Source organism: Arcobacter pernae, from assembly GCF_049472135.1.
Taxonomy (GTDB): Bacteria; Campylobacterota; Campylobacteria; order Campylobacterales; family Arcobacteraceae; genus Arcobacter_B.
Map to the genome: position 1 here is coordinate 244,233 of NZ_JBMOVV010000001.1, position 14,460 is coordinate 258,692.

General features: G+C 25.7%; 14 protein-coding genes. 10 read left to right on the forward strand and 4 right to left on the reverse strand.

Annotated elements, in window-relative coordinates; genetic code table 11:
- The first annotated feature begins 130 nt into the window (after nucleotides 1-130).
- From ACH5BF_RS01230 to ACH5BF_RS01250, 5 genes are all read left to right on the forward strand, one after another.
- The gene (locus tag ACH5BF_RS01230; protein ID WP_423272163.1) at nucleotides 131-346 is read left to right on the forward strand and encodes a DUF1104 domain-containing protein; all 216 of its coding nucleotides are present in this window, start codon (nucleotides 131-133) and stop codon (nucleotides 344-346) included.
- On the forward strand, nucleotides 343-1,011 hold the full coding sequence (locus tag ACH5BF_RS01235) for a response regulator transcription factor (RefSeq protein ID WP_423272164.1): 669 nt from the start codon (nucleotides 343-345) through the stop codon (nucleotides 1,009-1,011). The genes ACH5BF_RS01230 and ACH5BF_RS01235 overlap by 4 nt, the downstream gene beginning before the upstream one ends.
- Complete coding sequence (locus ACH5BF_RS01240; RefSeq protein ID WP_423272165.1) at nucleotides 968-2,155, forward strand: sensor histidine kinase; 1,188 nt, start codon at nucleotides 968-970, stop codon at nucleotides 2,153-2,155. The genes ACH5BF_RS01235 and ACH5BF_RS01240 overlap by 44 nt, the downstream gene beginning before the upstream one ends.
- A complete protein-coding gene (locus ACH5BF_RS01245; protein ID WP_423272166.1) occupies nucleotides 2,149-2,487 on the forward strand; it encodes a hypothetical protein in 339 nt (112 codons plus the stop codon). Before ACH5BF_RS01240 ends, ACH5BF_RS01245 begins: the two co-directional genes overlap by 7 nt.
- A 64-nt stretch (nucleotides 2,488-2,551) precedes the next feature.
- On the forward strand, nucleotides 2,552-3,082 hold the full coding sequence (locus tag ACH5BF_RS01250) for a glycine zipper 2TM domain-containing protein (protein WP_423272167.1): 531 nt from the start codon (nucleotides 2,552-2,554) through the stop codon (nucleotides 3,080-3,082).
- Here ACH5BF_RS01250 and ACH5BF_RS01255 read toward each other — a convergent pair.
- Nucleotides 3,079-3,906, reverse strand: a complete 828-nt coding sequence (locus ACH5BF_RS01255; protein ID WP_423272168.1) for a flagellin — start codon at nucleotides 3,904-3,906, stop codon at nucleotides 3,079-3,081. The two genes, ACH5BF_RS01250 and ACH5BF_RS01255, sit on opposite strands and share 4 nt — an antisense overlap.
- Before the next feature lie 113 nt (nucleotides 3,907-4,019).
- Here ACH5BF_RS01255 and ACH5BF_RS01260 point away from each other — a divergent pair, with 113 nt between their 5' ends.
- Both ACH5BF_RS01260 and ACH5BF_RS01265 read left to right on the forward strand, forming a co-directional pair.
- Entirely contained in the window at nucleotides 4,020-4,346 is a 327-nt protein-coding gene (locus ACH5BF_RS01260) for a DUF309 domain-containing protein (RefSeq protein ID WP_423272169.1), read from the forward strand.
- Nucleotides 4,343-4,873, forward strand: a complete 531-nt coding sequence (locus ACH5BF_RS01265) for a 3'-5' exonuclease (protein WP_423272170.1) — start codon at nucleotides 4,343-4,345, stop codon at nucleotides 4,871-4,873. The genes ACH5BF_RS01260 and ACH5BF_RS01265 overlap by 4 nt, the downstream gene beginning before the upstream one ends.
- Here the strand turns inward: ACH5BF_RS01265 and ACH5BF_RS01270 are convergent, their stop codons facing one another.
- The 3 genes from ACH5BF_RS01270 to ACH5BF_RS01280 all read right to left on the reverse strand — a co-directional run bounded on the left by ACH5BF_RS01270 (nucleotide 4,874) and on the right by ACH5BF_RS01280 (nucleotide 9,814).
- Nucleotides 4,874-6,106, reverse strand: coding sequence for a DEAD/DEAH box helicase (locus tag ACH5BF_RS01270; RefSeq protein ID WP_423272171.1), 1,233 nt, complete (start codon nucleotides 6,104-6,106; stop codon nucleotides 4,874-4,876).
- Nucleotides 6,107-6,208: 102 nt separating this feature from the next.
- Complete coding sequence (locus ACH5BF_RS01275; RefSeq protein WP_423272172.1) at nucleotides 6,209-8,893, reverse strand: EAL domain-containing protein; 2,685 nt, start codon at nucleotides 8,891-8,893, stop codon at nucleotides 6,209-6,211.
- Nucleotides 8,894-8,902: 9 nt separating this feature from the next.
- Entirely contained in the window at nucleotides 8,903-9,814 is a 912-nt protein-coding gene (locus ACH5BF_RS01280; RefSeq protein WP_423272173.1) for a substrate-binding domain-containing protein, read from the reverse strand.
- Between the two features lie 115 nt (nucleotides 9,815-9,929).
- On the opposite strand from ACH5BF_RS01280, the gene ACH5BF_RS01285 reads away from it, so the two are divergent.
- From ACH5BF_RS01285 to hrpB, 3 genes are read left to right on the forward strand one after another with little or no spacing between them, the layout of a single operon-like run.
- Nucleotides 9,930-11,690, forward strand: a complete 1,761-nt coding sequence (locus ACH5BF_RS01285; RefSeq protein WP_423272174.1) for a Na/Pi cotransporter family protein — start codon at nucleotides 9,930-9,932, stop codon at nucleotides 11,688-11,690.
- Complete coding sequence (locus tag ACH5BF_RS01290; RefSeq protein WP_423272175.1) at nucleotides 11,687-11,905, forward strand: hypothetical protein; 219 nt, start codon at nucleotides 11,687-11,689, stop codon at nucleotides 11,903-11,905. The genes ACH5BF_RS01285 and ACH5BF_RS01290 overlap by 4 nt, the downstream gene beginning before the upstream one ends.
- A 26-nt stretch (nucleotides 11,906-11,931) precedes the next feature.
- Complete coding sequence (hrpB, locus tag ACH5BF_RS01295; RefSeq protein WP_423272176.1) at nucleotides 11,932-14,430, forward strand: ATP-dependent helicase HrpB; 2,499 nt, start codon at nucleotides 11,932-11,934, stop codon at nucleotides 14,428-14,430.
- Nucleotides 14,431-14,460: the final 30 nt, after the last annotated feature.

Below are 14,460 nucleotides of genomic sequence, written 5' to 3' on the forward strand. Positions count from 1 at the left end.
TAAAATATCATTATATGCTATAGCTTTGCTATAAAATATCAAAACTTTTGCTACTTTTGCTATTCTTACTATTTTACAATTATTATACATTTGTTATGATACAATAAATTAAAAATTAAAGAGACTATATATGAAAAAGATTTTATTATTAATTTCATTTATTGTTACAATTTCTTTTGCCAAAGTTGATTATTCTGAAATGAGTACACAAGAGTTAATCGCCATAATGGGCTATGTTGAAAAACAAAATATGAAAGATTTTAAAAAAGAATTAAAACAAAGAATACCTACTATGAGTTCAAAAGAAAAAGAACAATATGAAAAAAATAAAAGTAAATTAAAATGAAAACAAAATTATTATTATTAGAAGATGATTTAACTTTAAGTGAAACAGTTATTGATTATTTTGAAGAACAAGGTTTCGAAGTTCTTCCTGCTTATGATGGACAAGAAGCTTTAGAACTAGTTTACGAAAACTCTTTTGATTTACTTCTTTTGGATGTTAATGTACCTGAACTTAATGGTTTTGAGGTTTTAAAAAGATTAAGAGAAGATGATAATAATGTACCAGCTATATTTATTACATCATTAAACTCTATGCAGTCTTTAGAAGAGGGGTTTAATAGTGGTTGTGACGACTATATAAGAAAACCTTTTGAATTAAAAGAGCTTTTACTTAGAGTTCAAACTATAATAAAAAGAGAGTACTCAAATAAATCAGATTTAATAAAGATAGATCAAAATATTGAGTTTGATTTAATATCAAATGAGCTAAAAAAAGATGGAGTTGATGTAAAACTAAATTTAAAAGAGTTAAAACTTTTAAAACTTTTCTTACAGCATCCAAATGAGCTTTTAGTTCATGACAGAATATATGATAATGTATGGGAATATGATGAAGAGTATAGTGATAACTCTTTGAGAACATATATTAAAAATTTACGAAAAATATTAGGAAAAGATAAAATTGTTAGTCTCAAAAAGCTCGGATATAGATTTAACCAAGAGTGAAACTAGAACTCTTCTTGGTTTTGGTTTTTTATACTCTTTTTTAATTTTAATAATTATTGGTGTTGTATCTTTTCTATATTATAACTTTCAAAAAGATTTAATGCTTCAAGAAAAAAGACAAATACTTCAAGAATACTCTAATAATTTACTATTTAGATTAAAAGATTTACATGTAAACTTTGATAAGTATAAGTTTTATCCTCGAGATGAAAAGTTTAATTCTGCTATTTTTGACAGTGATAAAATAGAGATATTTTCTACTTTAAATTCAAATGAGATAAATTTTGAAGAAGTATCTTACATAAGTAATAAAAAAATTCATTATGTAGATAAACCAGAATCATACTATCTTGGAGCAAAATATATAATTGTTGAGATTGAAGATGATAGAGTTTGGTTTAATAAAGTAAAAAATGAGTTGATTTCTTTTAGTTTATTAGCTTTTATTTTTATGTCAATTGTTGGATATTTTATTGCAAAACTATTTTTAAGACCTATGCGAGACTCTTTGCATTTGTTAGATAGATTTATTAAAGATACAACACATGAATTAAACACTCCTATTTCAGCAATAGTTTCAAATATAGAGATGATAGATAGAAATAGTCTTGATGAAAAGACTCTAAAGAAGATAAATAGAATAGATATTGGAGCAAAGACAATATCAAATATTTATGAGGATTTAACTTTTCTAACACTTAACAATAAAATCATATCTCAAAATGAGAACTTAAATTTATCAAAAATAGTAAAACAAAGAGTAGAGTACTTTAGAAGTTTAGCAACTATTAAAAAAATTGATTTTATTTTAAATATAAATGAAGATATCTATTTAGTTTGTGATGAGAAAAAAATCTCAAAACTGATAGATAACCTTTTATCAAATGCAATTAAGTATAATAAAATCAATGGTACTATAGAAGTTACTCTTGAGGGAAATAGATTAGTTGTAAAAGATTCTGGAAAGGGAATGACACAAGAAAATCTAGAAAATCTTTTTGAAAGATATAGTAGGTTTGATAAGAGTGTAGGTGGTTTTGGAATAGGTCTTAATATAGTCTATTTAATTGCTAAAGAGTATGATTTAAAAATAAATGTAACTTCAAAATTAAAAGTAGGAACAAGAATCGAGGTAGTATGGTAAGAGTTTTTTTAATTTTAGTTTTTATTTCAATTTCTCTTTTATCAAAAGAACTTAATATATATGAGCAAAATTGTGTAAAGTGTCATAAAAAAATACCAGTATCAATTGATAAATACTTTTATAGATATCTTTTAAAATATAGTTCCCAACGGGAAGTAAAAAGTGCTATGAGTTCATATCTTAGAAATCCTAGTTTTGATAAAACTATCATGCCTGAAGCTTTTATAAAAAGATTTGGTGTAAAAAAGCCAACAAAACTTACTTCAAAGCAATTAGAAGAAGCTTTAAATATATATTGGGAAAAGTATAAAGTTTTTGGAAAGCTTAAATAGCTTTTCACAATATGTCTACAATTTAGAAATATACTTCTTTAGAACATATAAAAGGAGTATCCCTATGAAAAAGTTTTTAATTTCAATTTTTATTTTATCAAGTATTATGTATGCAAAAGAGAATAGAGTTTACTCATATGCCCATGTATATAAAAGTGAGCCTGTTTACGAATACAGATATGATAGAGTTTATGAACAGTGTGAAGAAGAGCCTTATTATAGAAGTAATTATGAAGAAGAGTATAATTCATATGACAATAATTCAATAGGAGTTGATACGTTAGTAGGAGCTACTATTGGTGTTGCTATTGGGAATCAAATTGGAAAAGGAAATGGTCGTGATGTTGCAAGAGTAGTTGGTGGTTTAATGGGAGCTGCAATTGCTAATAACTCAAGAGATGAAAGAAATGGTTATAGATCTCATAGATATAAAAAAGAAGAGTATAGAACTTGTGATGATAACTTTTATACACAAAGAGAAAGAAGAGTTTTAACGGGATATAAAAACTATTTTACTTTTGAAAATAGACAATATACTAAAATTACAAAAAGACCTAAAAATAGAATAAGAGTTACAAAGACTATAAGTTTTTAACTTAATAGTCTTGTAACCGTTTGTTGATTTATGTTATTTGACTGAGCCGCACCAAAAGCTCCAATTTGAGCTAAAATATTCTGTTTTGAAAAACTAGCAACTTCAGCTGCAAAATCTGTATTAAAAACATCAGCTGCGCTAAGAGTTGAACTTGATTGACTTAGAAGATTTCTTGTATTACTTTCAAGTTGATTTTGAACTGAACCAAACTCACCTCTAATTGTATTTAAATCATCAATAGCAGTATCAAGTCTATCTAAATAAGATCTTGCATCATCTGCTGTAAAACTATTAGGATCTTCATTTAACAAATCATTTAAATTTAAACCTTGAGTATTTGATTGAACTGACGTAGTTTCAATTGGTGTGCCATCTTCATTTGATGTTTGAAATTGGAGAACTTCACTTTCTCCTTGATCGTCAGAACTTTTTTGAAGAAGAGTATTTCCATTGTAGTTTGTTTGACTAGCAATATCATCAAATTGTGTTAATAAACCTTGAATATCATCTAGTAAAGCTTCTCTGCCTTCTTGACTTGTTGTACCATTTGATGCTTCTAAGAGTTTCTCTTTTACATTATCTAAGATTGTAGATTGACCAGTTAAAGCTCCATCTGCAATTTGTGTTAATGCAATTGCTTGATTACTATTTTCAATTGCTTGAGAGTAACCACTTGCTTGTACATTTAAATTATTAAGTATTGATAATCCTGATGGGTCATCACTTGCTTTATTTATTTCTACACCAGTAGCTATTCTATTTAGTGCTTGATTGGCGTTTAAATATACATCATTATTTAGTTGAGAGTTGTTATTTACTTGCATGATAAACTCCTTTACTCTTATACAATAATTTTATAGCCATTAATATTAATTTAAGGTTAAATGTTTATTTACTAGAAAAAGGCTTCTTTTGCTATAATCCTTTTGAGGTAAAAATGAATTTAGTAAACAATTTAGATGAAATAATTAATATTATTAATAAAAATGATTTTGTAAAAGCTCATGATATGCTAGAAGATTTATGGAGAGAGTATAAAAATGAAAAAGATACTAGAGAAGAATCATTTATTTTAAAAGCTTTTGTTAATGGTGTTGTATGTATAGAACTTTATAAAATGAATAGAGAACAGCATAGTTTTAATGTTTGGGATACTTATAAAAAATATGAATATCTAATAGATAAATTACAAACAGTTAATAGTTCAAAATATAAAGAAATACAAAAATTGATATATAAAAAAAGAGAAGAGTTTATAAAGTGATAATATTAGATTTTGAAACAAACACACATAATATTGGTGATGTAATAGAAGTTGCAGCTGTAAAATTAGATATATCAAATGATGGTTTTAAGATAGTTGATAAATTTCATAGATACTATTTATCAAGGTTTCCAGTAAATTTCTATTCTTATAAAGTTCATAGGTTAACGCCAGATTTAATAATGGATTATAGAAAAGATAAAGAGTATCCTGCATATTTTAATGAAGATGAAGAGTTTAAAGAGTTTTGTTATAGTGCAAAAACTTTAGTTGCTCATAATATAAGTTTTGAATTAAGACATATTGATAAATTAGCAAGATTTGAAAATCATATATGTACAATGAAAGAAAACAAACATTTAGTAAAGTCTTTGAATAGTAGAGGAAATATTAAAAATCCAAGTTTGGATGAGGTTTGTGATTTTTATGGAATTGAATTTGATGAAAGTTCACATCATAGTGCTACATATGATGTGAGTAAAACTTTTGAAATTTTAAAAAGAATGAATATTTTAGAAAGTAATTAATTACTTTCTAAAACTTCTGTTTGCATCTCTTTTAGTAGTTTTTCTTTTCTTCTGTTTAGTTGGTCTTGGCGTATTTGCTGTTCTATTTACAGTTTTCTTTTGACTAAGCTTTTGCTTAGGTCTTGGTTTGATACCTCTTGGTTTTTTCTCTGTTGGTTCAAAGTCTTCAATAATATCTCTTTTTAAGTCTAAGATTAAATCTTTTTCAATTTTTGTCATCATTTTATAATCTTTTACACTTAACAAAGTAATAGCAACACCAGCATTACCAGCTCTTCCTGTTCTTCCTATTCTATGTGTATAGTCTGCAACAGTTTCAGGTAAAGAGTAGTTTATAACAACAGGTAAAAGTTGAATATCAATACCTCTTGCCGCAATATCAGTAGCAACTAAAACTCTAATATCTCCACTTTTAAACTTTCTTAGGGCTTTTGCTCTTGCTGTTTGTCTAATATCTCCATGAATACAAGAAGCTTTTAATCCATCTAATTCAAGGTGAGAAACTAACCCATCAGCCTCTTTTTTTGTATTTACAAATACAAGTGCTTGAGGATAGTTTCTTGAACCAATTATAAAAGAAAGAAGTTCATTTTTTTTAGCTTCATCTACTTGAATTACTTGTTGGTCAATAACATCAACACTTGATCTTTGGCTTGAAATCTCAACAACTGCAGGAGTTTCTAAAAACTCTTTTGCTAGTTTTTTAACATTTTGGTTTAATGTTGCAGAGAACATCATAATTTGTCTACTCATACTTGCATTAGAGAAGATTGTTTCAATATCTTCTAAGAATCCCATATCAAGCATTGTGTCAACTTCATCAACAACTAAAGTTGTTACTGTTGATAAATCTACAGTTTTATTTTTTATATGCTCTAATAATCTTCCTGGTGTCGCTACAATAATATCAACACCTTTTGCTATTTTTCTTTCTTGGTCTTTAGATGATACTCCACCAAAAACTACAGTTTTTCTAATATCAATATATTTACTAAAATCTTCAATTGCTTTATTGATTTGGTTTACAAGTTCTCTTGTTGGAGCTAATATTAACGCTCTTAGAGGGTGTGCTTGATTATTTGTATTATGTATTTCATCTATGATTGGTAAAACAAAAGCAGCAGTTTTCCCTGAACCACTTTGTGCAGTTGCTAAGATGTCTTTTTTCTTTAAAGCAAGAGGTATACTCTTTTTTTGTATAGGTGTTGGTTGTTCATAATTTAAATCTTCCAAGGCTTTAATAATGCTTGGTTCTAAATCTAATGAATTAAATGCTTTGATGATAATTCCTTTTAAATCTTTTATATTCGCGATTATATCTAAAAATAGATAACATTAATCTATATCTCTTTTAGGTGCACTAAAATAGTAACCTTGTGAATAATCAATATCTAGTTCTTTTATTACATATAAAATCTCTTCATTTTCAACAAATTCTGCAATTGTTTTCATATTCATTTTCTTAGCAAAGTCCACGATTACTGAAACAACAGTCTTAGAATCTTCATTTTTATGAATATCTTTTATCATAGAACCATCAATTTTAATGTAATCAGCTTTTAATTTTAGAAGATATTCAAAGTTTGAATAACCTGTTCCAAAGTCATCAATAGCTATTTTTACTCCATACTTTTTTACTTCTGAAATAAATTTTGAAACTTCATTAAAATTCTCAATTGATTCAGATTCAACTATTTCAAATACAACTTTAGAACCAATTTGATATTTGTCTAACATTAAGAAAATATATGACTGAATATTTGCATTTAAAATATCTTCAATTGTAAGATTTACTGAAAACTCATAAGTACTATTTTTAAATTTTTCAAAACTTTTTTTGATTACAGTTTTAGTTATAGTTTCATAGTGTTTTGTTTTCTTAGCAATATTTAAAAAGAAGAAAGGTGATACAACTTTATTATCTTCATCTATTAGTCTAACTAAAGACTCATATTTTTCTATTTGACCTGTTTTATTATTGATAATTGGCTGAAAAAATGGAACAATCTTGTCAGTTCTAATTGCAGTTTTTAAGTTTTTTGCCCATTTTATATTATTTTCATAGATTTTATCTAAACTATAATCATCTTTATATACTAGTAAATCTACAGAATTCTTTTTTGCATGTTTTAGTGCCATATTTGCAGTAGAAAGAATCTTTTCACTATCTTCATAAGAAATAGAAGATGTAATATTTATATTTAAATCTTCATTTTCTATCTTAAATTGTTTATTATTTATTTTTCTATTTAATCTATAAATTTCTCCAAAGAAGGCTTCTTTTTCAAATTCATTACTTAAGTTTGCAAGTAAAGCAAACTCATCTGCTTGCGTTCTATATACTTTTATATGTTTGCTATGAATAAACTTATTTGATAAAAATTCAGCTAATTCTTTTATTAGGATATCTCCAAAAAAGTGTCCATAAAAATCATTTATTTGTCTAAAACTATCAACATTAAAAAAAGATAAAGCAGGAGAATCTAACTTTTTTATATCTTTAATTAATTTTACTCTATTACAAAGACCAGTTAACTTATCAGTATTCGCAGCTTTTTTAATTGTTTCTCTTTGTTCAATTAACTCAGTAATATCATATCTAAAAGCAATATATTTAGCGATATTATTATTTTCATCTAAAAGTGGTCTAATAAGTAAGTTAACCCAATAAAAAGTTCCATCTTTTCTTTTATTTTTTAAAGTCCCTTTCCAAATACCTTTATTTTGTATAGTATTCCATAAATCTTCAAAAACTTCTTTTGGTGTATCTGGATGTCTTATGATACTATGAGGAGAGCCAATTGCTTCTTTTCTTGAGTAACCGGAAATTTTTACAAAATTATCATTTACATAAGTGATTTTACCAGTTAAATCAGACTTACTTACAATTGCTGCTTCATCCATAATAGCTTGATAGCTATTTAAAAAAGCGATATTTTTATCTAATGCTTTAGCTAATTCTCTAAAGTCATCTCTTATAACTTTAATTTCATCTTTTGAACTATTTGTTTGTATACTTGTTGTTACATTTGTTTTTTTCTTTATATCTTTTATAATATCTTGTAGGTTCTCAATTGGTCTTAAAATATATTTATTTGTAAACATAAATGACAAGAATATAGTAATACTTAAAATTACAAGCCATATAATAATAATTGTTTCAAAAGTTTTACCTATTTTATTGTTTATTATTTGCTTATCTAAAATATTTATTAAATAAATAGAGTCATTAGTTTCATCAATTTTTGACTTTTTTATTAGGTAGTTTTTTGATTTTTCAATAATTTTAAATTTTTGTGCATCTAACTCTCTATCAAAAATATATTTTTGATTGTCAAATTGAAGTACAATTTTATTCATAAATGTATCTTTTAGACTATCTAATAACTCTTGGTCTATATTAAAACATACTTTTATATAACCAACTAAGTTTTCTCCTAAATAAATCTCTTTTAAGAAAATACTTACAATGATATTTTGTCTTTCTATAAAGTTGAAAGATTCAAGTTTAAACTCATTTATATTTTTTATTTTTGGAACTTGTGTATTGTTTTTATCTATTTTATTAACAAAAACTTCTTTTTTGTCTTTAAAAGATGTATATCCAAAGTTTCTAATATTCTCTACTTTAGAATTAACTAAAACAAGATTTTTATTTTTATCAAAAAGGCTTATTGAAATACCTTCTTCTAAGCTAACCCATTGAGATGAAAGTTCTAAAAGTCTCTCTTTTTCATAATCAAAAATTTCTTTTGAATAGTTATTCTTATCTTGATAATTAGAGATAAGATTTAAAGATAGTTTTGTGTTTTCATTATTTATTATATTTTCTGATAGTTTTTTAATCTGATTTTTCTTATCTTGTAAAAAAGAGTTAAAAATCTTTTTATCATGATTTATGTTTAAAATAGCTTGTTCTTCAAAAACAGAGTTTATGTTTTTATAATACACAATACCACTAAGTATTAAACTAAGTGAAGTAATTGAGATTATTAATATAAATAGTTTATTCTTTAACAATGAAATCCTTTAAAAAATTGGTTTTATTTTATCTGCATTATTTTTTGTAACTTTTAGAGTGTTTAAGCTAATATTTTTTTCGACAGTTTTATTATTTATTATATCAACTATTGCTTGAACACCTTCTTTTGCAGAAGTTTGATATACAAAACTAGCTGTTTGTTCCCCTTTTAATATGGCATTTTGAGCAGCTTTTATATAATCTATTCCTACCATTGGAATAGATAATTCTTTGTTATATTTCTTCATAACCTTTCTAACCCCTACAAGCATACTATCACTATGGGAAAAAATAGCATCAAATTTTATATCTTTTTTATAGATTTCTTCCATAGTTTTTATAGCATCAGCTCTTAAAAAGTTTGCATTTCTTTTAATTACTTTTATATTTGGATAATTTTTAATAATATTGTTAAAACCTTTTGTTCTTTTTAGTGTTGATGTGGCTGTTTTAATTCCCTGTATTTCTAAAATCACACCTTTTCCATTTATCAAAGTAGCTAAAAGTTTTGCAGCTTCTTCTCCAATTTTTTCATTATTTGGTGAAATAAAAGTAGTATAATCTTTACTATTTATTGTTCTACTAAGTAAAATAACTTTTATATTTTTATCAATAGCCTTTTTTAAAACTAAACTTGTAATATTTGGCTCAATTGGACTTGTGATTATAAAATCTACATTTTGTTCTATAAAAAGTTCAATATCTCTAATTTGCTTAGAGACCTTTGTATTGGCACTTTTGATTGTAAGTTTTAGATTAGGATGTTTACTAATCTCTTGTTTTAACTCTTCAACCTGAGCTAATCTCCAATCATTTTTTAAAGTATCTTGTGCAAAGCCAATTGTGTAATCTTTTGCCAAAATTGTAAGTGGCAATAAAAAAAGTATTGTACTAATTATTTTAAATTTTTTTGGAATCATATTAACCTTTATAACTTATTCTTATAAACTAATATTATATAGTAGCATAACTTAAATAATATATTATTATTATTTGGGTATAAATATGGTATTTACCTATATTTTAGGAGTTATTATGGCAAAAAGAGTTTTATACCCATTGATTTTAGCACTTTTAGCATATTTGCTTTTTTCAAATGACGATGCAAAAGTTATTATTGCAGGAATTGCAATATTTTTAATTGGTATGGTTTTTATGGAAGATGGCTTCAAACTTTTTAGTGGAGGAATTCTAGAAAGAATTATCCAAAAAAGTACAAGTAGTATTCCTAAAGCCATTGGTACAGGTTTCTTATCAACTTCAATAGTTCAAAGTTCTTCTTTGGTTTCTATTATCGTTATATCCTTTTTAAGTGCAGGTTTAATAAGTTTAAGTGGTGCAATTGGAATTGTATTTGGATCTAATATTGGTACAACTACAACTGCTTGGATTGTTTCAACTTTTGGAGTAAAGATAAAAATATCAGCTTATGCAATGCCTATGATTATATTTGGTGTTTTATTTAGATTTTCAAGTTCAAATGGTCTAAAAGGTTTAGGAAATGTACTTCTTGGTTTAGGGTTTGTTTTCTTAGGTATTTCATATATGAAAGACGGGTTTGAAACTTTAAAAGCTGGTTTAGATTTATCTCAGTTTGCTATGGAAGGTGCTTTAGGGATTATTGTTTATATTGCTCTTGGGGCGATTGCTACTATTATTATTCAATCAAGTAGTGCAACTATGGCTTTAATTATTACAGCTTTAGCAACAGGACAAATTGTATATCTAAATGCTTTAGAATTGGCAATTGGAGCAAATATTGGTACAACAGTTACTGCTGTTATTGCAGCTCTTGCTTCAAATTCAAATGGTAAAAGGCTTGCTGTTGCTCACTTTATTTTTAATATAACAACCGGAATAATTGCAATTATATTCTTATATCAATTAGCAGATTTAGTTGATTATATTGCAAGTTTAATATCAATAGCTGCTGATGATTATACTATGAAGCTAGCACTTTTCCATACAGTATTTAATATAATCGGAGTAATAGTTGTTTCACCTTTCACTTATAAATTAGAGACCTTCTTAAAAGGTTTATTTAAAAATGAAAAAACTTCAAAATCAAAACCAAGATTTTTAGATAATGGTTTAGTAAAAATCCCAGATGCTGTTTTAATTGCTGTTAAAAAAGAGATTTTTCACTTATATGACAATGCCCAAGAAGTTGTTTCTCATGGTATTTATTTACATAGACATAACTATAAAAATGTGGATACTCAAACATTAAGCGAGGTTGTCAAAAACTCAAATCTAGATATTAATACTGATGTAAATCTTTTTTATACAAATAAAATTAAAAGTTTATATGGCGAGATTGTTAAGTTTTCTGCCGTTGCTCAAGAGAGTATGGATGAAGAGGATAAACAAAGAGTTTATGAGCTTAAATTAGCAGCAAGAAATATTGTAGAATCTACAAAAGATATTAGAGATTTACATAGAAATTTAACTATTTATTTAAAATCAAAAAATAGTTTTATTAAAGAGGAATATAATAAAATAAGATTAAGTTTAGTTACGGTTTTAAAAACTATTGATGATATTAGAGATGAAAAAGATGACTTAGAAGTTCTATCTTCTTTAGAGGTTTTAAAAGAGAATATAAAAGAGTTGGATAGTTTAAGAAATGAAAAAATTGATGAGTTAATTAGAGAAGATAAAATTGATAAAAAAATGGCAACTTCTTTAATCAATGATACAACTTTTGCCCATGATATTTCAAAAAATTTAATTAACGCAATGTCAATTTTATTAATTGATAGTAAAGATATTCAAGAATTAGGAGAGGAAATATGAAAATAGAAAAACTTTTTGATGAGATTAAGAGTCTATATGATTCTACTAAGAGTGAAGAAAAAATCAAAGTTAAAAGAAAAGAGTTGATAAAAAGTATTGAACTTAAAATTGAAAAAACAAAAAAGCAAATAAAAAAAGAAGACTCTAAAAAACAAAAAGAGAAATTAGAAAAAAAGTTAGAAATACTAAAAAAACTAAAAAAGAAAGTAAAGTAGTATAAACTTTTATATATAATTGCTAAATGTTAAACTTTCCTATAAATGAAGTAATACCTCAAATTAAAGAGGTATTACAAAATAAATCAAACCTTATTATAAAAGCTCCTGCTGGTGCTGGTAAAAGTACCGTTGTCCCTATTAGTTTACTTAATGAACCTTGGTTAGAAGATAAAATTATTATTGTTTTAGAACCACGAAGAGTTGCTGCTATTTCAATTGCAACACAAATGGCTAGTTTATTAGGGGAAGAAGTTGGAGATACTGTTGGTTATCAAATAAAACTAGAGAGTAAAAAAAGTAATAAAACAAAAATTTTAGTTGTTACTGAGGGAATCCTTACTCGTATGATACAATCTAATCAAGCTTTAGAAGAGTGTGCTTGTGTTATTTTTGATGAATTTCATGAGAGAAGTATAAATAGTGATTTAGGTCTTGCTTTGTGTCTACAGTCTCAAGAGCTTTTAAGAGAAGATTTAAAACTTATTTTAATGTCTGCTACACTACAAGAAGATGAATTACAAAGTAGTCTAAAAGATTTTGAATTAGTAACAAGTAAAGGAAAAATGTTTGAGGTTGAAGAAAAATATCTTCCTTTAGATGTAAAACATCCAAATATTAAAGAGTTAGATAATATCTTACATAAAACTGTTTTAGAGGCTTTAAAAAATGATGAAGGAGATATATTAGTATTTCTAGCAGGTTTTAAAGAAATAAATAGTTTAAAAAGCTTATTAGAAAGCAGTTTAAAAGATGATATTTTAATAACACCTTTACACTCAAGCTTATCAAAGAAAGAACAAAACTTAGCTATTTTTAAAAATGAAAAAAGAAAAGTAATTTTATCTACAAACATAGCTCAAACTTCTCTTACTATTGAGGGTGTTAAAATAGTTATTGACTCTGGACTAGAAAAAATCTCAAGATATGATTTTACAACTGGAATGGATCATTTAGAGTATTCTTTTATTTGTGAAGATAGTGCTATTCAAAGACAAGGAAGAGCAGGAAGGTTGAGTAAAGGAGTTTGTTATAAACTTTGGCATAAAAAAAGACTTTTAACCAAAAATTCAGTACCTGAAATATTAAGAGTAGATTTAAGCTCTTTTCTTTTAGATACTGCTTTATGGGGAGTTGATGATTTAGAAGAATTAACTTTACTTAATAGACCTAATAAAGAGTATGAATCTAGTTCAAAGGCTTTATTACAAAGTTTAGAATTGCTTGATGAAAAAGGTAATATTACTTCTTTTGGAGAAGATGTTTTAAGTTTAGGTATTCATCCAAGATTAGGTTTTATGATTTTAAAATCAAATGAGTTAGGCTTTGCAAAGCAGGCTTGTTTAATAGCTTCTTTATTAAGTGAAAATGATATTTTACAAACTAGTTCAAAAGATTTTTTATGTAGATTTGAGGTAGTTTATGAACAAAACAACTTAAATAATGTAAATATTCAAAGGATTTCAAATGTTAAAAAACAAGCTTCAATGTTTTTTACAAGGCTTCAAAAAATAAAAGAGATCAAAATAAATACTCAATTTAAAAATGAGTATATATCTATTTTAACTCTTTTTGCTTATCCTGATAGATTAGCAAAAAAAAGACAAAGCAATGAAAATATCTATGCTCTAAGTAATAAAAAAGCAGCCATAATTGATGATGTGTTATTACAAAAAAGTGAGTATTTAGTAGCTTTAAATTTAAGTGCAAAACAGACTAATTCATATATAAATCAAGCATGTAGTATTGATTTTAAGTTAGTTGAGAAATATTTTTCAAAACATTTTTATAAAACTATTAAAACATTGAATAAAGATAGTTTTGAACTTTATGAAGTTTTAATGTTTGAGAGTCTTATTATTAGTTATGAAAAAGCTAAAAATATTTCAAAAGAGGATTATATTGAGGCTATATTAGATTATGTAAAAGTAAAAGGTGTAAAACAAACTCTTACTTTTGATAAAAAAGCAATCTCTTTACAAAATAGAGTAAACTTTTATAACAGTGCAAAACAAAGTGGGTTTGATTGTAGTTTAGAACTAATGGATTTTTCTGATGAGTATCTAACAAAAAATGCTGATACTTGGTTAAAGCCTTATTTGAACTCTATAGAAAGATTTGAGGATTTAGAAAAACTAGATATTTACTCAATTCTTTTTTCAAATATAGATTATGATAGCTTTAAAGTTTTAGAAAAAGATTTACCAAGTTTTATAAGTGTACCAAGTGGCTCTAAAATAAATATAGACTATTCAGTAGATCAAAATCCTATCTTATCAGTGAAAATACAAGAGGTTTTTTCACTTCAAAGCTCTCCTAAAGTATTAAATAATCAAATACCTTTAACTATTCATTTGCTAAATCCTGCAAATAGACCTATTCAAATAACACAAGATTTAAAAAGTTTTTGGGATAACTCTTATGAAGAAGTTAGAAAAGAGTTAAGGGGTAAATATAAAAAACATTATTGGCCCGAAAATCCTTATGAAGCAGTACCTACAAATAAAACCAAGAAAAATATGTAGTATTAACTGATATTAAAATCCTATTAATTA

Excerpts from the sequence above, each read along its gene's own strand:
- ACH5BF_RS01230 (WP_423272163.1), top strand. The coding sequence starts at position 131 with ATGAAAAAGATTTTATTATTAATTTCATTTATTGTTACAATTTCTTTT.
- ACH5BF_RS01235 (WP_423272164.1), top strand. The coding sequence starts at position 343 with ATGAAAACAAAATTATTATTATTAGAAGATGATTTAACTTTAAGTGAA.
- ACH5BF_RS01245 (WP_423272166.1), top strand. The coding sequence starts at position 2,149 with ATGGTAAGAGTTTTTTTAATTTTAGTTTTTATTTCAATTTCTCTTTTA.
- ACH5BF_RS01250 (WP_423272167.1), top strand. The coding sequence starts at position 2,552 with ATGAAAAAGTTTTTAATTTCAATTTTTATTTTATCAAGTATTATGTAT.
- ACH5BF_RS01255 (WP_423272168.1), bottom strand. The coding sequence starts at position 3,906 with ATGCAAGTAAATAACAACTCTCAACTAAATAATGATGTATATTTAAAC.
- ACH5BF_RS01260 (WP_423272169.1), top strand. The coding sequence starts at position 4,020 with ATGAATTTAGTAAACAATTTAGATGAAATAATTAATATTATTAATAAA.
- ACH5BF_RS01280 (WP_423272173.1), bottom strand. The coding sequence starts at position 9,814 with ATGATTCCAAAAAAATTTAAAATAATTAGTACAATACTTTTTTTATTG.
- ACH5BF_RS01285 (WP_423272174.1), top strand. The coding sequence starts at position 9,930 with ATGGCAAAAAGAGTTTTATACCCATTGATTTTAGCACTTTTAGCATAT.
- ACH5BF_RS01290 (WP_423272175.1), top strand. The coding sequence starts at position 11,687 with ATGAAAATAGAAAAACTTTTTGATGAGATTAAGAGTCTATATGATTCT.
- hrpB (WP_423272176.1), top strand. The coding sequence starts at position 11,932 with ATGTTAAACTTTCCTATAAATGAAGTAATACCTCAAATTAAAGAGGTA.